Genomic DNA, 18732 nt, shown 5'->3' on the forward strand with positions numbered 1-18732 from the left:
CCTCACGGAACAGGGGTGGGTGAGCCGTACGTCCGCGGGCGCGGGTCATCCCTTCGTGGCGCCGGCGGTGAGACCGCCGACGAGCTGACGCTCGGCGACGGAGTAGAAGGCCAGGGCGGGGACCATGGCGAGGACGAGATAGGCGAAGACGCGGGCCGTGTCCGCGGAGTACTGGCCCTGGAACTGCTGGACGCCGATGGGGATGGTCCACCACGTCGAGTCGGTGAACACCAGCAGCGGCAGGAAGAAGTTGTTCCAGCTGGTCACCACGGCGAGGACCGAGACGGTGCCGAGCGCGGGCCGTGCCATGGGCAGCAGCACCCGCCAGAAGAACCCCAGCGGACCGCAGCCGTCGAGTGTGGCCGCCTCCTCCAGCTCACCGGGGATCTGCCGGAAGAAGCCGCGCAGGATGATGATGGTCATCGGCAGCCCGAACGCGGCCTGCGGCAGGATCACACCGAGCGGGTTGTCCAGCAGGTTCATCGAACGCAGCAGCAGGAACAGCGGCAGCGCCGCCACGGCGAAGGGGAACATCAGCCCCATGGTGAACAGGGTGAACAGGACCTCCCGCCCGCGGAAGGCGAACCGGGCGAAGGAGAAGGCGGCGAGCGCCGAGGCCGCGACCACGATGACCGTCGTGCCCACGGCGATCAGGGTGCTGTTGCCGACCAGCCGCCAGAAGTCGCTGGAGGCGAGGATGTCGGTGTAGTTGCCGGTCGCCCAGGGGTCGGGCAGCCCGATGGGGTTGCGGGAGAGCTGATCGGTGGACTTGAAGCCGGAGAGCACCGCGTAGAGCAGGGGCAGGCCCATCACCGCGCCGGCCGCGATCAGTACGAGGTGCAGCGGCAGCGTTCCCCTGCGGGTCTTGTGTCGTACCGTCACTTGCTGCCTCCCCGCATGGTCGTGGTCGCGCCTTCCAGGTCCCGGCGGAGCACGAACCGCTGGTAGGCGAGGGCGAAGACGAGGCTGATGCCGAACATGACCACGCTGATCGCGCTGGCGTAGCCGACCTGGTAGCGCTTGAAGCCGAACTGGAACATGGTCACGGCCATGGTCTCGGAGTGATGGTCGGGGCCGCCCGCGGTGATCACCCACACCAGGTCGAAGAGCTGGATCGCCCCGATGACGGACAGGAAGACGCTGATCCGCAGGGTCGGCGCGAGCAGCGGCAGCGTGACATTGCGGAACCGCTGCCAGGGCCCGGCGCCATCGATCAGCGCCGCCTCCTGCAACTCCCGCGGGATGGACTGGAGTCCGGCCAGGTAGAGCATCATGTGGAAGCCGAAGTACTTCCAGGTCATGACCAGGAACAGGGTCGCCATCACCATGTCCGGGTCCGCGAACCACTCACCGCCGAGACCGTCGAGGCCGACCCCGCCGAGAATCTGGTCGGCGAGGCCGTCGTCCGGGGCGAAGATCATGGCGAACAGCACGCCGGTGATGGCCTCGGAGAGCACGTACGGCGCGAAGAAGAGCATCCGGTACATGGCCCGGCCGCGCATGCGCTGGTTGAGCGCGACGGCCATGGCGAGCGCGAACGGGAGTTGCAGCGCGAGCGAGAGCACGACCAGGACCAGACAGCGCCACAGGTCGCCGAGGAAGACCGGGTCGTCGAAGAGCCGGGTGAAGTTGTCGACGCCGATGTAGTCGGAGGGCATGCCGAAGCCGCCCCACCGGAAGAAGGCGGCGTACAGCGCGAACAGGATCGGCAGCAGGACGAGGACGCCGAACAGTATGAGGGCGGGCACCTGGAAGGAGACCGCGGTGAGCCAGTTGAGCGCCCGCCGCCGGGCCCGCCCCCGGGCCACTTCCGCGGCCGGGGGCGGGAGGTCGGCACCGGGGCCGGTCCGTTTGTCCGGAAGGAACGTGGAGGTCATCGGGGCCTACTGCTCTTCCTTCGCGGTCTGCGTGATCGACTCGGTGACCTGCTCCGGGGACTTGGAACCGGCGATCAGGGCTCCCACGCTGTCGTTGACCTCCTGGCCGAGGGCGGGCGCGTACGCCTGGTCCAGGTAGAGCTGGAAGCCGGTGGAAGCCTTCAGCTGCGCCTGTACGGCCTTGATGTTGGGGTCGCTGATGGCGCTCTCGGCGCCGGGCACCACCGGAAGGACGCCGGTCTTCTTGACCAGCTCCAGGTCGGTCGCCTCGGAGGCGAAGAACTTCAGGAAGTCGACGGCGGCCTGCGGAGCGCCCTGCCGAAGGGCATGTCCGCCGCCCCCGCCGAACACCTCGGTGATGGCGCCCTTGCCGCCCTCGACCGCGGGGAACGGGAAGAAGCCCAGGTCGTCGCCGAGGCCCTTGCCGGAGTCCGCCTGGACCACCGGCGCCCACTGGCCCATGAGTTCCATCGCCGCCTTGCCGTTGCCGACGGCGGCGGCCTGGCCGGTGGGGCTGGAGTAGGCGGCGCCCAGGAACCCCTTCTGGAACGGCTGGAGGTCGACGAGTTCCTTGAGGTGCTCACCGGCCTGGACGAAGTCGGCCCCGCCGAAGTCCTTGTCCTCGTTGGCCTTCTCCAGCGCTTCGGCGCCCGCGGTCCGCATGGCGAGGTACGCCCAGTAGTACATGCCGGTCCAGGTCTCCTTGCCCGCGAGGGCGAGGGGCGTGATTCCGGCGGACTTCAGCTTGCCGACCGCCTCCAGGAAGCCGCCCCAGGTGTCCGGGGGCGCGCTGATGCCCGCCTTCTTGAAGAGCGCCTTGTTGTACCAGAAGCCGATCATGCCGATGTCGAACGGGATGCCGTAGAGCTGCTCGTCGATCAGGTACGGCTCCTTCGCGACCGGCAGCAGGCCCTCGGCCCAGTCCTTGGTGCGGTCCGTCAGGTCCTCGACGAGCCCCGCGTCGACCTGCTGCTTCAGCACTCCGCCGCCCCAGGTGTGGAAGATGTCCGGGAGCTTCCCGGAGGCGGTCAGCGCCGTCATCTTCGACTTGTAGGCGTCGTTCTCCAGCTGGACGATCTTTATCTTGACCTTGGGGTTCTGGGCCTCGAACTTCCGCGCGAGACCTGCCCAGACATCCTTCGTGGGCTGAGTGGTGGAGATGTTCCACCACTCGATCGTGGTCGTGCCGTCGGACGACCCTCCGTCCGAGTCGCCGCCGCAGCCGCTCAGTGCCGTCATGCTCAGACCGGCGGCGGCGGATGCCGCCAGGAAGCCGCGGCGGGACAGTGCCGGGTCGCCCATCATGCGCTCCTTGAGATCCGGGACGGCGCGTCCACTCCGTCCACCAGCGATTTCGAAAGTTTCGGTGTGAATCCAGAAAGCTTCGCTGCTGCCGCACCCTAGAGACAGCTCCTGATGGGTGGCAACCCCTCGTACACGGGGAATCGCGGCGGTGACCCGCCCGCGGTCGAAAGGGAGTTGGGATCAGCGGGTCCCGGAGTCCCGCTCCAGGTACTCGAACCAGTCCAAAGCCGCGCCGCCTTCGGTGACGTACATGCCGATCACCCGCCCGGTGAAGCCGCCCGCGACCTGGGTGGAGAGATAGCGGCCGTCGAGTTCGGCCGGCGTGCCGGCACCTTCAGGGTTTTCGACCGAGAAAGCGATCGTGTCGGGTCCGCCAGGGCGGACGCCCTCCGCGGGCGGCGGTGCGTCGGCCGTACGGAAATCGACGGCCAGGGTCACGGGCCCTGCCGGTACGGCGAGTTGGGCCACCAGCTGGCTCAGCGGGCCGATCCGGGCCGGCACGCCGACCGTGCCGTCGTGCGACTCGATGTCGTAATGGTGGGCCTCATCCATGCGGACCGACAGGCCTGCGCGGCTGCCGCTTCCGGCCTCCACCCTGGCCGCCACCCGGCAGTCGTGGTGCCGCTCCCGACGGCCGACGAAGGTGTGGCCCGGCCGGTCGAGGCCGTCGCCGGTGGCGTGCAGGGTGAGCCGTCCCGGGCGCTCGGACAGCGACCACGAGCCCTCGGGGCGAAGTTCCACGTCCTCGGCCGGGAGACGTTCCTGGCCCCGGTGGAGTGGGTGGACGGCCGGCCGCACGTCGGCACCGTACGGGAGCGGTACGAAGCGAAGTAGCCGCGCGGGCGGGTCCCGAGCAGCACCATCCACCAACTGCCGTCGGCCGCCTCGACGAGGTCCGCGTGCCCGGTGCACTGGATCGGAAGTCCGGTGCTGCGGTTGGACACCACGGGGTTGTGCGGGGCCGGTTCGAAGGGCCCTCGGGGCGAGCGCGCCCGGGCGATCAACACGCTGTGCCCGTCCGCGGTGCCGCCCTCGGCGACCATCAGGTACCACCACTCGCCGATGCGGTAGAGGTGCGGCGCCTCGGGATCCGCCATGCCCGTCCCGGACCATACGGGGAACGGCCCTTCGAGCACCTTCCCGGCCACGGGATCGATCCGCGCGAGCCCCACACCGGCGGCTGCACTCCAGCACATGCCGTCCTCGTCCCACGCCACGTCGGGGTCGATGCCGGGCAGATCGATCCACACCGGGTCACCTCGAACTGCCCAGGCCAGTCGAGGACGTTGCCGATCTGCCGCCAGTTGACGAGGTCACGGCTGTGGAAGATCGGCACCGCGGGGAAGTACTCGAAGCTGGAGCAGACGAGGTAGCAGTCCTCGCCGACCCGGCACACACTGGGGTCGGGGTGGAAGCCGGCGAGGACGGGGTTGTCGTACGTCCGCATGCGTCAGCCCTTCCGGAGACCGAGCGAAACATTCGGTCCAGATAACGAACATTACGGAACGGACTGCAGGCAGAGCCTGGGGGCGTAGCAAGATCCGGGGAAAGCCCTTTCCGTCAGGTGGCGTTGGTCAGTTCCTTGAGCGCGATGTTGAGTTCGAGGACGTTCACGCGGGGCTCGCCGATGAAGCCGAGGGTGCGATCCTCGGTGTGCTCGTCGACGAGCCGCTGGACCTGCGCGACGGACAGGCCGTTGCGCTCGGCGACCCGGTGGACCTGGAGGTCGGCGTAGGCCGGGGAGATGTCCGGGTCGAGGCCGGAGCCGGAGGAGGTCACCGCGTCGGCGGGTACGTCGGACGGCTTCACCTTGTAGTCGGCGGTCGAGTTCTCCTTGACGACCTTGACCTTGGCCTCCGTGACCCACTTGATGAGCTCGAGGTTGTCCGCGGAGCGGTTGGTCGCGCCGGAGAGGATCAGCCGGTACTGGGTGTTGACCGAGTTTTCACCCAGTCCGTTGGCGGGGCGGGGCTGGAAGTAGTCCAGGCTGTAGCCCTGTTGTCCGATCAGTGCCGAACCGACGACCCTGCCGTCCGCCTTCACCTCCGAGCCGTTCGCCTTGTTGTTGAAGAGCGCCTGCGCCACACCTGTGACGGCCAGCGGATACAGAACGCCTGTGAGCACGGTCAACACAAGCAACGCCCGAAGCGCCGCGGCCAGCAACCGCCCGGTGTTCACAACAGAGTTGTTCATGATCCTTCACCCGATCCCGGGGATCAGCGAAATGAGCAGGTCGATGATCTTGATGCCGATGAACGGGGCGATCAACCCGCCCAGGCCGTAGACGCCGAGGTTGCGGCGGAGCATCCGGTCCGCGCTCATCGGCCGGTACTGCACACCCCGCAGGGCGAGCGGCACCAACGCGATGATGATCAGCGCGTTGAAGATGACCGCGGACAGGATCGCGGAGTCCGGCGAGGACAGCCCCATGATGTTGAGCTTGTCCAGGCCCGGATAGACCGCCGCGAACAGCGCCGGGATGATCGCGAAGTATTTCGCGACGTCGTTGGCGATCGAGAAGGTCGTCAACGCACCCCGGGTGATGAGGAGTTGCTTGCCGATCTCGACGATCTCGATCAGTTTCGTCGGGTTGGAGTCGAGGTCGACCATGTTGCCGGCCTCCTTGGCGGCCGACGTACCCGTGTTCATCGCCACGCCGACGTCCGCCTGCGCGAGGGCGGGCGCGTCGTTCGTACCGTCGCCGGTCATCGCGACCAGCTTGCCGCCCGCCTGCTCCCGCTTGATAAGCGCCATCTTGTCCTCGGGAGTCGCCTCCGCGAGAAAGTCGTCGACGCCCGCCTCCTCGGCGATCGCCTTGGCGGTGAGCGGGTTGTCACCCGTGATCATGACGGTCTTGATGCCCATGCGGCGCAGTTCGTCGAACCGCTCGCGCATACCGTCCTTGACGACGTCCTTGAGGTGGATGACGCCCAGGACCCGGGCGCCCTCCGAGTCCTCCACGGCGACCAGCAGCGGCGTACCGCCGGCCTCGGAGATCTCGTTGGCGAGGATGTCCGCGTCGTCCGCGACCCGGCCACCCTGCTCCTTGACCCAGGTGAGGACCGAACCGGCCGCCCCCTTGCGCACCTTGCGCCCGTCGAGGTCCACGCCCGACATCCGGGTCTGGGCGGTGAAGGCGATCCACTCGGCCTGCGTCAACTCGCCCTGGTGCCGCTCCCGCAGCCCGTACTTCTCCTTCGCCAGTACGACGACGGAACGGCCCTCGGGCGTCTCGTCGGCGAGCGAGGAGAGCTGGGCGGCATCGGCGACCTCGGCGGCGGCCACCCCGCTCACCGGCACGAACTCGGACGCCTGACGGTTGCCGAGCGTGATGGTGCCGGTCTTGTCGAGCAGCAGGGTCGAGACATCACCGGCGGCCTCAACTGCCCTGCCGGACATGGCGAGTACGTTGCGCTGCACCAGCCGGTCCATGCCCGCGATGCCGATCGCGGAGAGCAGGGCGCCGATGGTGGTCGGGATCAGACAGACCAGCAGGGCCACCAGCACGACCACCGACAGATCCGAGCCGGCGTAGTCGGCGAAGGGCGGCAGCGTGGCGACGGCCAGCAGGAAGACGATCGTCAGCGACGCGAGCAGGATGTTCAGCGCGATCTCGTTCGGCGTCTTCTGCCGCGCGGCGCCCTCGACCAGGTTGATCATCCGGTCGATGAAGGTCTCGCCCGGCCTGGTCGTGATCTTGACGACGATCCGGTCGGAGAGGACCTTCGTCCCGCCGGTGACAGCGCTTCGGTCACCACCCGACTCCCGGATGACCGGAGCCGACTCTCCGGTGATCGCCGACTCGTCGACGCTGGCCACGCCCTCGACGACGTCACCATCGCCGGGGATGATGTCGCCCGCCTCGCAGACGACCAGGTCGCCGACCTTCAGCTCGGTCCCTGCGACCACGGTCCCGTCGACCTTACGGGCCGCCGTGTCGGTCTTGGCCTTGCGGAGGGTGTCCGCCTGCGCCTTGCCGCGGCCCTCGGCAACGGCCTCCGCGAGGTTCGCGAAGATCACCGTCAGCCACAGCCAGGCGCTGATCGCCCAGCCGAACCAGTCGCCGGGGTCCTTGAAGGAGAAGACCGTCGTCAGCACGGAGCCGACAAGGACCACGAACATCACGGGCGACTTGATCATCACCCGAGGATCGAGCTTGCGGAACGCGTCCGGCAGCGACTTCAAAAGCTGCCCGGGGTCGAAGAGACCCGCGCCGACCCGGCCCTCGGGAGCCTTGTGCCCGGTCGGCGCGTCCTGGTGGGGCGCGAGGGTGGAAGTGGACATGGAGTCCTCGTGATTCGTCACGTTGGTGGTCATGCCGCCAACCCCTCGGCCAGCGGGCCCAGCGCGAGGGCCGGGAAGTAGGTCAGACCGGTGATGATCAGGATCGCGCCCACCAACAGGCCGGTGAACAGCGGTTTCTCGGTGCGCAGGGTGCCCGCGGTGACCGGCACCGGCTTCTGCTCGGCGAGCGAGCCGGCCAGCGCCAGCACGAAGACCATCGGCAGAAAGCGGCCGAGCAGCATAGCCAGACCGAGCGTGCTGTTGAACCACTGCGTGTCCGCGTTCAGACCGGCGAACGCCGAGCCGTTGTTGTTCGAGGCGGACGTGTAGGCGTACAGGATCTCGGAGAAGCCGTGCGCCCCGCTGTTGGTCATCGAGTTGCCCGGGGTCGGCAGGGCCATCGCGGCGGCGGTGAAGACGAGCACCAGCGCCGGAGTGATGAGGATGTAGCAGGCCGCCAGCTTGATCTGGCGGGTGCCGATCTTCTTGCCCAGGTACTCGGGCGTCCGGCCGACCATCAGACCGGCGATGAACACCGCGATGATCGCCATGATCAGCATGCCGTAGAGGCCGGAGCCGACACCGCCGGGAGCGATCTCGCCCAACATCATGCCGAGCATGGTGATGCCGCCGCCGAGTCCGGTGAACGAGGAGTGGAAGGAGTCCACGGCGCCGGTCGACGTGAGCGTGGTCGACACAGCGAAGATCGACGAGGCGCCGACCCCGAAGCGCGTCTCCTTGCCCTCGTACGCCCCGCCGGCGATCTCGAACGCCGGGCCGTGGTGGGCGAACTCGGTCCACATCATCAGGGCGACGAAGCCGACCCAGATGGTCGCCATCGTGGCGAGGATCGCGTAACCCTGCCTCACCGAGCCGACCATGACGCCGAAGGTCCGGGTCAGGGAGAGCGGGATGACCAGGATCAGGAAGATCTCGAAGAGGTTGGAGAAGGGCGTCGGATTCTCGAACGGGTGGGCGCTGTTGGCGTTGAAGTAGCCGCCGCCGTTGGTACCGATCTCCTTGATGGCCTCCTGGGAGGCGACCGCGCCGCCGTTCCACTGCTGCGAGCCGCCCATGAACTGCCCGACCTCGTGAATGCCGGAGAAGTTCTGGATCGCGCCGCACGCCACCAGCACGACCGCGGCGATCGCGGCCAGCGGCACCAGAATGCGTACGACACCCCGCACCAAGTCGGCCCAGAAGTTGCCGAGTTCACCGGTACACGAGCGCGCGAAGCCCCGTACGAGTGCCACCGCGACCGCGATGCCCACGGCCGCCGACACGAAGTTCTGCACGGTCAGACCGGCGGTCTGCACGACATGGCCCATGGCCTGCTCGCCGTAATACGACTGCCAGTTGGTGTTGGTCACGAAGGACACGGCGGTGTTGAACGCCTGGTCCGGGTCGATCGACGCGAAGCCCAGCGAGCCGGGCAGGACGCCCTGGAGCCGCTGGAGGGCGTAGAGGAAGAGGACGCCGATCAGGGAGAAGGCCAGCACCCCACGCAGATACGCGGGCCAGCGCATCTCTGTGTCGGGGTTGGCTCCGATCCCCTTGTAGATCCACTTCTCGACGCGCCAGTGCTTGTCGGAGGAGTAGACCCTGGCCATGTAGTTGCCGAGGGGGATGTAGGCGAGCGCCAGCGCCGCTATCAGGGCGAGCAGCTGGAGGATGCCTGCGAGTACGGGACCCATGGCTGCTCTCAGAACCTCTCCGGGAAGATCAGGGCGAGGACGAGATAGCCCAGCAGGGCGACGGCCACGACGAGGCCGACGATGTTCTCGGCGGTCACAGCTTCGTCACCCCCTTGGCAACGAGGGCCACCAGCGCGAAGACCGCGACCGTGGTGACGACGAAGGCCAGATCGGCCATCGTGAGCTCCCGGAGTGAGGTTCGGTTGATCAGGGACGGCTCGAGGAAACCTCTTGTCTGGCCGGAAACGACCGCCATTGACGGGTCCCTTACGGGGCGCTGCGCGGCTTTGACGGGTCTCTTACGGCACCGACCTGCTGGCACCGGCTCGCCGAGGGCGCCCAGGTTCCGTGACCGCCGGTTCCCTGCTGGACTAGGTCGCCGCGGTCATCAGGACGGCCCCACACCGATACGCGCTGCCCCCATCGCCGTACGCCATGACGCTGGGTGTCCGTTCCTGATCACCGCAACCCCTCCCCCGAACCCCCGAAGAGCCTCCTTCTCGATGCTCCGGCCACGCCCACCCGGCCAGTCTTAACGGAAGCTTGACGCCCGCACCCCCTTCATCCGAGGGCCCAGGCGTCACTCTCCGCTTACGCTGATGCCGCCATTCGCGTGATGGCCGAAAACGCACGCTGACCAGCGCATCAGGAGCCCGCCGATGGCCACCACGGAACACCCCCAGCCCAGTCGCCTGCGCGCCTGGATGCTGGAGGGCCTCTCCGACATGGGCAAGGGCCACGGTCGCCAGGGCCCGCACGCCGAACCCGAGCCGGCCCACAAGGGCCAGCCCTGGTACCGGGTGATGTGCCTGACCGGCGTCGACTACTTCTCCACCCTCGGCTACCAGCCGGGCATCGCGGCCCTCGCGGCCGGCCTGCTCTCGCCGATCGCGACGATCGTGCTGGTGATCGTCACCCTGGCGGGCGCCCTGCCCGTCTACCGACGGGTGGCCGAGGAGAGCCCGCGCGGCGAGGGCTCGATCGCGATGCTGGAACGGCTGCTCTCCTTCTGGAAGGGCAAGCTGTTCGTCCTGACCCTGCTCGGCTTCGCCGCCACCGACTTCCTGATCACCATCACGCTCTCGGCGGCGGACGCCTCGACCCACCTGGTCGAGAATCCGCATCTGAACAGCGCCCTGCACGACAAGCAACTGGTGATCACCCTGGTGCTCGTCGCCCTGCTCGGCGCGGTGTTCCTCAAGGGCTTCCTGGAGGCGATCGGCGTCGCCGTCGCCCTGGTCGGGGCCTATCTCGCGCTGAACGCCGTCGTGGTGATCGTCGGCCTGTACCACGTCATCACCGAGGGCCATGTCATCACCGACTGGACCGATGCTCTGACCGCCGAGCACGGCAATGTCTTCGTCATGATCGGTATGGCCCTGATCGTCTTCCCGAAGCTCGCCCTCGGCCTCTCCGGCTTCGAGACCGGCGTCGCCGTCATGCCGCACGTCAAGGGCGACGAGGGGGACACCGAGGAACACCCGAAGGGCCGCATCCGCGACACCAAGAAGCTGCTCACCGCCGCCGCCCTCATCATGAGCTGCTTCCTGATCTGCACCAGCTTCATCACCACGCTGCTGATCCCCGAGAAGGATTTCGAAGAGGGCGGCCCGGCCAACGGCCGCGCGCTCGCGTACCTCGCGCACGACTATCTGGGCGGCGCCTTCGGGACGATCTACGACGTCTCGACCATCGCAATCCTCTGGTTCGCCGGCGCCTCCGCGATGGCCGGCCTGCTCAACCTGATGCCGCGCTACCTGCCCCGCTACGGCATGGCCCCGCACTGGGCCAGGGCCGTCCGCCCGATGGTCATCGTCTTCACCCTGGTCGGCTTCCTGGTCACCTGGATCTTCGACGCCGACGTCGACGCACAGGGCGGCGCCTACGCCACCGGCGTCCTGGTCCTGATCAGCTCCGCCGCCATCGCCGTGACCATCGCCGCCCGCAAGGCAGGGCAGCGGAACTGGACCATCGCCTTCGCCGTGATCTCGGTGGTGTTCCTCTACACGACGATCGTGAACGTCATCGAGCGCCCGGACGGTGTGAAGATCGGCGCCTGCTTCATCGCGGGCATCATCATCCTGTCCCTGGCCTCCCGGCTGGCCCGCGCCTTCGAGCTGCGTGTGACCAGCGTGACGCTGGACGACATGGCGGAACGATTCATCCGGGACATCGCCAGCCGCAAGATCCGGTTCATCGCCAACGAGCCCGACGCCCGTGACATCGCCGAGTACCGGGACAAGGTCGAGCAGATCCGGCAGGACAACGACCTCTCCGAGCAGGACGACTTCGTCTTCGTCGAGGTCACGGTCACCGACCCGTCCGAGTTCGAGTCCGGCCTGACCGTACGCGGCGAGGTCATGCACAACCGCTACCGCGTTCTGACCGTGGAGTCCTCCTCCGTCTCCAACGCCCTGGCCGCCCTCCTCCTGCACGTCCGTGACACCACGGGCTGCACCCCGCACATCTACTTCGAGTGGACCGAGGGCAACCCCTTCGCCAACTTCCTGCGCTTCTTCCTCTTCGGCCAGGGCGAGGTCGCCCCGGTGACCCGAGAGGTCCTGCGCGAGGCAGAACCGGACCGGGCCCGCCGCCCGCGGGTCCACACGGGCTGACGTCCGACGGGCCCGCCGCCCGCAGGCCCACAGGAGCTGACGTCCAACCGGACCCGCCGCCTCGCGAGTTCACACCGGCGGACGCCCAACCGGACCCGCCGCCTCGCGAGTTCACACCGGCGGACGCCCAACCGGACCCGCCACCCCGCGAGTCCACACCGGCGGACGCCCTATCGTGACCGGCATGCAGTCCTACACGATCGGCCAGGCCGCACGACTTCTCGGCGTCAGCCCGGACACCGCCCGCCGCTGGGCGGACGCGGGCCGAGTGGCGACCCACCGCGACGACAGTGGCCGACGGCTCATCGACGGGCGGGATCTGGCCGCGTTCTCGGTGGAGCTCGCCAAGACGGCGGCCACGCCCGAGGAGGAGGCGCCGTACACCTCCGCCCGCAACGCCTTCCCCGGCATCGTCACCGCGATCAAACTCGGCGACGTGGCTGCCCAGGTCGAGATCCAGGCCGGCCCGCACCGGCTCGTCTCCCTGCTCACCCGGGAGGCCGTGGAGGAGCTGGGCCTGGAGGTCGGCATGGAGGCCACGGCCCGCGTGAAGTCGACAAACGTACACATCGACCGCACGTAACACCCCTCTCGATCCGCACATACGAATCTCCAGCCGCTTATCCCCTCGCTCATGCGAAGAGCCAGAAGACTTACGCCTTGCATATGCGTCAGTATGATCGGCGTATGCGAGGGGGAGCCGGCGGTCAGGCCCGGCGGCTTCCTCCCCAGGAGACGAGGGAGTGGACCAGTGATGACCCGTTACGCCCGCCGGAGTCGCCGTACCGCTGTCCAGGCGACCGGCGCGGGAGTCGCCGTACTGCTCCTGCTGAGCGCCTGCTCCTCCTCGTCCGACTCCGAGACGTCCACGGCGTCGGATTCCTCGGGCTCCCCGAAGCTCTCCGGCACAGTCACCGTCTTCGCCGCAGCCTCCCTCCAGGAGAGCTTCACCGAGCTCGGCAAGCAGTTCGAGAAGGAGCACCCGGGAACCAAGGTCACCTTCAGCTTCGGCGGCAGCGACACCCTCGCCGCGAACATCACGGGCGGCGCCCCCGCCGACGTCTTCGCCGCCGCCAGCCCCAAGACCATGGCGATCGTGACGGACGCGAAGGACACGGCCGACACCCCGGTCACCTTCGTCCGCAACCAACTGGAGATCGCCACCCTGCCGGGCAACCCCGACAAGATCTCCTCCCTCAAGGACCTCGGCAAGTCCGGCCTGAAGGTGGTCCTGTGCGACAAGACGGTGCCGTGCGGAGCCGCGGCCGACAAGGCGCTGACGGCGGCCGGACTCAAGGTCACGCCGGTTTCGTACGAGCAGGACGTCAAGGGCGCCCTGACCAAGGTCGAGCTCAAGGAGGCCGACGCCGCCCTCGTGTACCGGACGGACGTGAAGGCGGCGGGTGACAAGGTGGAGGGCGTGGACTTCCCCGAGGCGGCCGACGCCATCAACGACTACCCGATCGCCCTCCTCAAGGACGCGCCCAACCCGGACGCGGCCAAGGCGTTCATGGAGCTGGTGCGCTCCGCGGAGGGCCAGGAGGTCCTGACCGAGGCCGGGTTCCTGAAGCCGTGACGAGTACCGCCGAGACGTTGGAGGGCGGCAGCAAGCGCCGCGTCCGGCCCCGTATGGTGCCGCTGCCGCTGCTGCTCCCCGCCCTCCTGGGTCTGGCGTTCCTGGTGGTCCCCCTGATCGCCCTGCTGGTCCGCACCCCCTGGCGCACCCTCCCCGACCAGCTGACCAGCCCAGAGGTATGGGACGCCCTGCGCCTGTCCCTGCTCTGCGCGACAGCGGCCACGGCGCTGAGCCTGGTCCTGGGCGTCCCGCTGGCCTGGCTGCTGGCCAGAACGGACTTCCCGGGCCGCGGCCTGGTCCGAGCCCTGGTGACCCTGCCCCTGGTCCTCCCCCCGGTGGTGGGCGGAGTGGCCCTCCTCCTCGCCCTCGGCCGCAACGGCGTGGTCGGCCAGTGGCTGGACGACTGGTTCGGCCTCACGCTCCCGTTCACTACAGCGGGCGTGGTGGTGGCGGAGACCTTCGTGGCGATGCCGTTCCTGGTCATCAGCGTGGAAGGCACGCTCAGAGCCGCCGACCCCCGCTACGAGGAAGCCGCCACGACGCTGGGCGCGTCCCGCTTCACGGCGTTCCGCAGAGTGACGCTGCCCTTGATCGCCCCGGGCATCGCGGCCGGAGCGGTCCTGGCCTGGGCCCGCGCCCTGGGCGAGTTCGGCGCCACCATCACCTTCGCGGGCAACTTCCCGGGCCGAACCCAGACCATGCCCCTCTCGGTCTACCTGGCCCTCCAATCGGACCCGGCAGCCGCCATCGCCCTGAGCCTGGTGCTCCTGGCGGTATCGATCACGGTATTGGCAGCACTGCGCGACCGCTGGATGGCAACCCCATGACCGCCTTCACCCAAGGCGACCAGGGCCTGGACACCCACCTGATCGTCGACCGAGACAGCTTCCACCTGAATGTCAGGCTCAAGGCCGCCCCCGGCGACGTCCTGGCCCTGCTCGGCCCCAACGGCGCAGGCAAAACGACCGCCCTCCGCGCCCTCGCCGGCCTGATCCCCCTCACCGCCGGCCACCTCCGCCTGGACGGCACCCCCCTGGACCGCACACCCCCCGAAAACCGCCCGGTGGGCGTCGTATTCCAGGACTACCTCCTCTTCCCCCACCTCACCGCCCTCGACAACGTCGCCTTCGGCCCCCGCTGCCAAGGCGCCACCAAGGCCGAGTCCCGAGCCCAGGCCCACACCTGGCTCAACCGCATGGGCCTCACCGACCACGCCACCGCCAAGCCCCGCCACCTCTCCGGCGGCCAGGCCCAACGCGTCGCCCTGGCCCGAGCCCTGGCCACCAACCCCCGCCTGCTCCTCCTCGACGAACCCCTGGCAGCCCTGGACGCCCGTACCCGCCTGGAGGTCCGAGCCCAACTCCGCCGCCACCTCGCCGAGTTCGAGGCAGTAGCGGTCCTGGTCACCCACGACCCCCTGGACGCCATGGTCCTGGCGGACCGCCTGGTGGTCATCGAACACGGCCGAGTGGTCCAGGAAGGCACCCCCGCGGACATCGCCCGCCACCCCCGCACGGACTACATCGCCCAACTGGTGGGCCTGAACCTCTACAAGGGCAAGGCGGAAGGCCACACGGTCCACCTGGACGCGGGCCCCACCATCACCACCACGGAAGACCTCACCGGCCCGGTGTTCGTCGCCTTCCCCCCGGGCGCCGTGACCCTGTTCCGCGACCGCCCCACCGGCGCCAGCGCCCGCAACCTCTGGCAGTGCCACGTCGAAGGCCTGGAAACCCACGGCGACCAGATCCGCGCGGACCTCACCGGCGAACTCCCCCTCGCCGCCGACCTCACCACAGTCGCCGCGGCGGAACTCGACCTCCACCCCGGCGCCCCGGTCTGGGCAACAGTCAAGGCGACGCAAACGCACGCGTACCCGGCATAAGCCCACCGCCCGACTACCGTGGGACGCCCCACCGACCCACCCCGAACCAGAGGCGTCCCATGCCCCTCAGCATCCGCAACCAACTCCCGGGCACCGTCACCGCCATCACCCCCGGCGAAGTCATGGCCACCGTCAAGGTGGACCTCTCCGGCGGCCACCACCTCACCGCCGCGATCACCAGGGAAGCAGCCCAAGACCTGGCCCTCACCCCAGGCTCCGAAGTACGGGCCCTGGTGAAGTCGACGGAAGTCGCACTCGCCACCGCCCCCGTCACCGGCCTCTCGATCCGCAACCAACTACCGGGCACGGTAAGCGAGATCGCCACCGGCGAAGCGATGACCTCGATCAAAATCACGGTCGCCGGCGGCGAACTGACCTCAGCGATCACCACGGAAGCAGCCACCGACCTGGGCCTGACCCCCGGCACCCCCGTGATCGCCCTGATCAAGTCGACCGAGATCTCCCTGGCAACCCCCTGACACAAAAAGGGCTCCACCCGAGCCGTACAGCCCGGGCGGAGCCCTGTTTCCTACGCCTGATCAGTCGTCGTACGCGTCCAACGGCGGGCAGGAGCACACCAGGTTCCGGTCGCCGAAGGCCTGGTCGATACGGCGCACCGGCGGCCAGTACTTGTCCGCGGCCGAGACCCCATCCGGGAACACGGCCTCCTCACGGCTGTACGCGTGCTTCCACTCCCCGCCCAGCGAGTCAGCGGTGTGCGGAGCGTTCCGCAGCGGGTTGTCGTCCGCGGCCCACTCCCCGGAACCGACCTTCTCGATCTCCGCGCGAATGGCGATCATCGCCTCGCAGAACCGGTCCAGCTCGATCAGGTCCTCGGACTCGGTCGGCTCGATCATCAGCGTGCCGGCCACCGGGAAGGACATCGTCGGCGCGTGGAAGCCGTAGTCGATGAGCCGCTTGGCGACATCGTCGACGCTCACACCGGTCGCCTTCGTCAGCGGACGCAGATCGATGATGCACTCGTGCGCGACGAGCCCGCCGGGACCGGTGTACAGCACCGGGTAGTGCGGCTCCAGCCGCTTGGCGATGTAGTTGGCGCTGAGCACCGCGACCTGCGTGGCCCGCTTGAGCCCCTCGCCGCCCATGAGCCGGACGTACGACCACGAGATCGGCAGGATCCCCGCGGAGCCCCACGGCGCCGCCGAGATCGGCCCGACACCCGTCTCGGGACCGGCCGCGGGCTGCAGCGGGTGGTTCGGCAGATACGGCGCCAGGTGCGCGCGCACACCGACCGGACCGACACCCGGACCACCGCCGCCGTGCGGGATGCAGAAGGTCTTGTGCAGGTTCAGATGCGAGACGTCACCGCCGAAGTGGCCCGGCTTGGCAAGCCCCACCAGGGCGTTGAGGTTGGCGCCGTCGACGTAGACCTGCCCACCGGCCTCGTGCACCTGCGCACAGATGTCGGCGACATGCTCCTCGAAGACACCGTGCGTCGAGGGGTACGTGATCATCAGCACCGACAGTTCGTCGCGGTACTGCTCGATCTTCGCCCGCAGGTCCTCGACGTCGATCTCGCCGTCCTCGGCGGTCTTGACGACGACGACCTTCATGCCGGCCATCACGGCGCTGGCGGCGTTGGTGCCGTGCGCGGAGGACGGGATGAGGCAGACGGTGCGCTGCTCGTCACCGTTGGCCCGGTGGTAGCCGCGTACGGCGAGCAGACCGGCCAGCTCACCCTGCGAGCCGGCGTTCGGCTGCAGGCTGACCTTGTCGTACCCGGTGACCTCGGAGAGACGTTCCTCCAGCTCACGGATGAGCGTGAGGTAGCCCTGCGCCTGCTCGGCGGGCGCGAAGGGGTGCATCTGCCCGAACTCCGGCCAGGTGACCGGCTCCATCTCGGTCGTCGCGTTGAGCTTCATCGTGCAGGAGCCCAGCGGGATCATGCCGCGGTCGAGCGCGTAGTCACGGTCGGCCAGCCGGCGCAGGTAGCGCAGCATGGCGGTCTCGGAGCGGTGCTGGTGGAAGACCGGGTGCGTCAGGACCTCGTCCCCGCGCAGCAACGCCTGCGGCAGCGCGTCCTCGACCCCGGCGTCCAGCGCCTCGATGTCCCCGTCGACCCCGAAGGCGCTCCACACGGCGCCCAGCTGAGCCCGGCCGGTCGTCTCGTCACAGGCGACGGAAACGTGGTCGGCGTCGACAAGACGCAGGTTGACACTGTTCTCCCGCGCGGCGGCGACGACCTCGGCTGCCCGCCCCGGGACCCGCACGGTGAGCGTGTCGAAGAACGAACCGTGCACGACCTCGACTCCGCCCGCGGTGAGCCCCGCGGCGAGGATCGTGGCGTACCGGTGGACCCGCGCGGCGATGCCCTTGAGCCCCTCGGGCCCGTGGTAGACGGCGTACATCCCGGCCATGACGGCGAGCAGCACCTGCGCCGTACAGATGTTGCTGGTGGCCTTCTCACGACGGATGTGCTGCTCACGCGTCTGCAGTGCGAGCCGGTAGGCCCTGTTCCCGTCGGCGTCCACGGACACGCCCACCAGCCGCCCGGGCAGGCTGCGCGCGAACTTCTCGTGTACGGCCATGTAGCCGGCGTGCGGACCGCCGAAGCCCATCGGCACACCGAATCGCTGGGTGGTACCGACCGCGATGTCCGCGCCGAGCTCACCCGGCGACGTCAGCAGCGTCAGCGCGAGCAGATCGGCGGCGACGGTGACCAGCGCGCCGAGCTCATGGGCCTGCTCGATGAGGGGCTTGATGTCCCGTACGGCACCGGAGGCGCCCGGGTACTGGATCAGTACGCCGTTGATCTCGCGCTCGGCGATCTCGGCCGGAATGCCGTCGCTGAGGTCGGCGACCACGACCTCCACGCCGGTCGGCTCGGCCCGCGTCTCGATCACGGCGATGGTCTGCGGAAGGGCGTCCGCGTCGATCAGGAAGAGGCCCTTCTTGTTCTTGCCCATGCGCCGGGACAGGGCCATGGCCTCGGCCGCGGCCGTCCCCTCGTCGAGCAGCGAGGCACCGGAGGTGGGCAGCCCGGTCAGGTCGGCGACCATGGTCTGGAAGTTCAGCAGGGCTTCGAGCCGCCCCTGGGAGATCTCGGGCTGGTACGGCGTGTAGGCCGTGTACCAGGCCGGGTTCTCCATGACATTGCGCAGGATGACGGGCGGGGTGAAGGTCCCGTAGTACCCGAGCCCGATCATGGAGTCGAGCACCTGGTTGCGGTCAGCGAGCGACCGCAGCTCGGCGAGCACCTCGGCCTCGGTACGCGCGCCCGGCAGGTCGAGGGCGTCGGCGTTCTTGATCACATCCGGCACCGCGGCGGCGGTGAGCTCGTCGAGCGAGCCGTAGCCGACCTGCGCGAGCATCTTGGCCCGAGCCTCATGATCAGGACCAATATGACGCTGCTCGAAGGGGATCCCTTGTTCGAGCTCGGAGAGCGGAATGCGATGGGCGGTCATTGCGGAGGCCTCCTGGTCGACACGACCTTCGAGGGGCACCACGGCGCGGGTACCCGGACGGCCTCCCCCTC

Annotated in this window: 15 protein-coding genes and 1 pseudogene; 6 read left to right on the forward strand and 10 right to left on the reverse strand. The window is 68.8% G+C overall.

Features of this window, described 5'->3' with window-relative positions; translation table 11 throughout:
* Positions 1-45: 45 nt before the first annotated feature.
* From OHT76_RS07150 to OHT76_RS07190, 9 genes and pseudogenes are all read right to left on the reverse strand, one after another.
* Positions 46-810: a carbohydrate ABC transporter permease gene (locus OHT76_RS07150; RefSeq protein WP_328876472.1), complete on the reverse strand. Its 765-nt coding sequence runs from the start codon at positions 808-810 to the stop codon at positions 46-48.
* A 68-nt stretch (positions 811-878) separates the two neighbouring features.
* A complete protein-coding gene (locus OHT76_RS07155; protein WP_328869908.1) occupies positions 879-1877 on the reverse strand; it encodes a carbohydrate ABC transporter permease in 999 nt (332 codons plus the stop codon).
* A 6-nt stretch (positions 1878-1883) separates the two neighbouring features.
* Positions 1884-3179: an extracellular solute-binding protein gene (locus OHT76_RS07160; RefSeq protein WP_328869909.1), complete on the reverse strand. Its 1296-nt coding sequence runs from the start codon at positions 3177-3179 to the stop codon at positions 1884-1886.
* Positions 3180-3362: 183 nt separating this feature from the next.
* Positions 3363-4629 (reverse strand): annotated as a pseudogene (locus OHT76_RS07165) (family 43 glycosylhydrolase).
* Between the two features lie 113 nt (positions 4630-4742).
* Complete coding sequence (locus tag OHT76_RS07170; protein ID WP_328869910.1) at positions 4743-5375, reverse strand: potassium-transporting ATPase subunit C; 633 nt, start codon at positions 5373-5375, stop codon at positions 4743-4745.
* A 6-nt stretch (positions 5376-5381) separates the two neighbouring features.
* Positions 5382-7499 carry a potassium-transporting ATPase subunit KdpB gene (gene kdpB / locus OHT76_RS07175; protein WP_328869911.1) on the reverse strand — a complete coding sequence of 706 codons (2118 nt, stop codon included), beginning with the start codon at positions 7497-7499 and terminating at the stop codon, positions 5382-5384.
* The gene (gene kdpA, locus OHT76_RS07180; RefSeq protein WP_328869912.1) at positions 7496-9160 is read right to left on the reverse strand and encodes a potassium-transporting ATPase subunit KdpA; all 1665 of its coding nucleotides are present in this window, start codon (positions 9158-9160) and stop codon (positions 7496-7498) included. The genes kdpB and kdpA overlap by 4 nt, the downstream gene beginning before the upstream one ends.
* A gap of 8 nt (positions 9161-9168) precedes the next feature.
* Positions 9169-9258: a K(+)-transporting ATPase subunit F gene (gene kdpF, locus OHT76_RS07185; RefSeq protein ID WP_016434100.1), complete on the reverse strand. Its 90-nt coding sequence runs from the start codon at positions 9256-9258 to the stop codon at positions 9169-9171.
* Positions 9255-9416: a hypothetical protein gene (locus OHT76_RS07190; RefSeq protein WP_328869913.1), complete on the reverse strand. Its 162-nt coding sequence runs from the start codon at positions 9414-9416 to the stop codon at positions 9255-9257. The genes kdpF and OHT76_RS07190 overlap by 4 nt, the downstream gene beginning before the upstream one ends.
* Before the next feature lie 403 nt (positions 9417-9819).
* Between OHT76_RS07190 and OHT76_RS07195 the strand changes: the two genes are divergently transcribed.
* From OHT76_RS07195 to OHT76_RS07220, 6 genes are all read left to right on the forward strand, one after another.
* The gene (locus OHT76_RS07195) at positions 9820-11775 is read left to right on the forward strand and encodes an APC family permease (protein WP_328869914.1); all 1956 of its coding nucleotides are present in this window, start codon (positions 9820-9822) and stop codon (positions 11773-11775) included.
* Between the two features lie 184 nt (positions 11776-11959).
* Positions 11960-12358: a TOBE domain-containing protein gene (locus tag OHT76_RS07200; protein ID WP_328869915.1), complete on the forward strand. Its 399-nt coding sequence runs from the start codon at positions 11960-11962 to the stop codon at positions 12356-12358.
* Positions 12359-12529: 171 nt separating this feature from the next.
* Positions 12530-13351 carry a molybdate ABC transporter substrate-binding protein gene (gene modA, locus OHT76_RS07205; protein WP_328869916.1) on the forward strand — a complete coding sequence of 274 codons (822 nt, stop codon included), beginning with the start codon at positions 12530-12532 and terminating at the stop codon, positions 13349-13351.
* On the forward strand, positions 13348-14178 hold the full coding sequence (gene modB, locus OHT76_RS07210; RefSeq protein ID WP_443049735.1) for a molybdate ABC transporter permease subunit: 831 nt from the start codon (positions 13348-13350) through the stop codon (positions 14176-14178). The genes modA and modB overlap by 4 nt, the downstream gene beginning before the upstream one ends.
* Positions 14175-15236 (forward strand): ABC transporter ATP-binding protein, encoded by a 1062-nt coding sequence (locus OHT76_RS07215; protein ID WP_328869917.1) that lies wholly within the window; start codon positions 14175-14177, stop codon positions 15234-15236. Before modB ends, OHT76_RS07215 begins: the two co-directional genes overlap by 4 nt.
* Before the next feature lie 59 nt (positions 15237-15295).
* Positions 15296-15715, forward strand: a complete 420-nt coding sequence (locus OHT76_RS07220; protein ID WP_328869918.1) for a TOBE domain-containing protein — start codon at positions 15296-15298, stop codon at positions 15713-15715.
* 60 nt (positions 15716-15775) lie between these two features.
* Here OHT76_RS07220 and gcvP read toward each other — a convergent pair whose 3' ends face one another.
* A complete protein-coding gene (gene gcvP, locus OHT76_RS07225) occupies positions 15776-18661 on the reverse strand; it encodes an aminomethyl-transferring glycine dehydrogenase (RefSeq protein WP_328869919.1) in 2886 nt (961 codons plus the stop codon).
* Between the last annotated feature and the right edge of the window lie 71 nt (positions 18662-18732).

The organism is Streptomyces sp. NBC_00287, from assembly GCF_036173105.1.
Lineage (GTDB): Bacteria > Actinomycetota > Actinomycetes > Streptomycetales > Streptomycetaceae > Streptomyces.

Excerpts from the sequence above, each read along its gene's own strand:
- OHT76_RS07150 (WP_328876472.1), bottom strand. The coding sequence starts at position 810 with ATGGGCCTGCCCCTGCTCTACGCGGTGCTCTCCGGCTTCAAGTCCACC.
- OHT76_RS07155 (WP_328869908.1), bottom strand. The coding sequence starts at position 1,877 with ATGACCTCCACGTTCCTTCCGGACAAACGGACCGGCCCCGGTGCCGAC.
- OHT76_RS07160 (WP_328869909.1), bottom strand. The coding sequence starts at position 3,179 with ATGGGCGACCCGGCACTGTCCCGCCGCGGCTTCCTGGCGGCATCCGCC.
- OHT76_RS07170 (WP_328869910.1), bottom strand. The coding sequence starts at position 5,375 with ATGAACAACTCTGTTGTGAACACCGGGCGGTTGCTGGCCGCGGCGCTT.
- kdpB (WP_328869911.1), bottom strand. The coding sequence starts at position 7,499 with ATGACCACCAACGTGACGAATCACGAGGACTCCATGTCCACTTCCACC.
- kdpA (WP_328869912.1), bottom strand. The coding sequence starts at position 9,160 with ATGGGTCCCGTACTCGCAGGCATCCTCCAGCTGCTCGCCCTGATAGCG.
- OHT76_RS07190 (WP_328869913.1), bottom strand. The coding sequence starts at position 9,416 with ATGGCGGTCGTTTCCGGCCAGACAAGAGGTTTCCTCGAGCCGTCCCTG.
- OHT76_RS07195 (WP_328869914.1), top strand. The coding sequence starts at position 9,820 with ATGGCCACCACGGAACACCCCCAGCCCAGTCGCCTGCGCGCCTGGATG.
- OHT76_RS07200 (WP_328869915.1), top strand. The coding sequence starts at position 11,960 with ATGCAGTCCTACACGATCGGCCAGGCCGCACGACTTCTCGGCGTCAGC.
- modA (WP_328869916.1), top strand. The coding sequence starts at position 12,530 with ATGACCCGTTACGCCCGCCGGAGTCGCCGTACCGCTGTCCAGGCGACC.
- OHT76_RS07215 (WP_328869917.1), top strand. The coding sequence starts at position 14,175 with ATGACCGCCTTCACCCAAGGCGACCAGGGCCTGGACACCCACCTGATC.
- OHT76_RS07220 (WP_328869918.1), top strand. The coding sequence starts at position 15,296 with ATGCCCCTCAGCATCCGCAACCAACTCCCGGGCACCGTCACCGCCATC.
- gcvP (WP_328869919.1), bottom strand. The coding sequence starts at position 18,661 with ATGACCGCCCATCGCATTCCGCTCTCCGAGCTCGAACAAGGGATCCCC.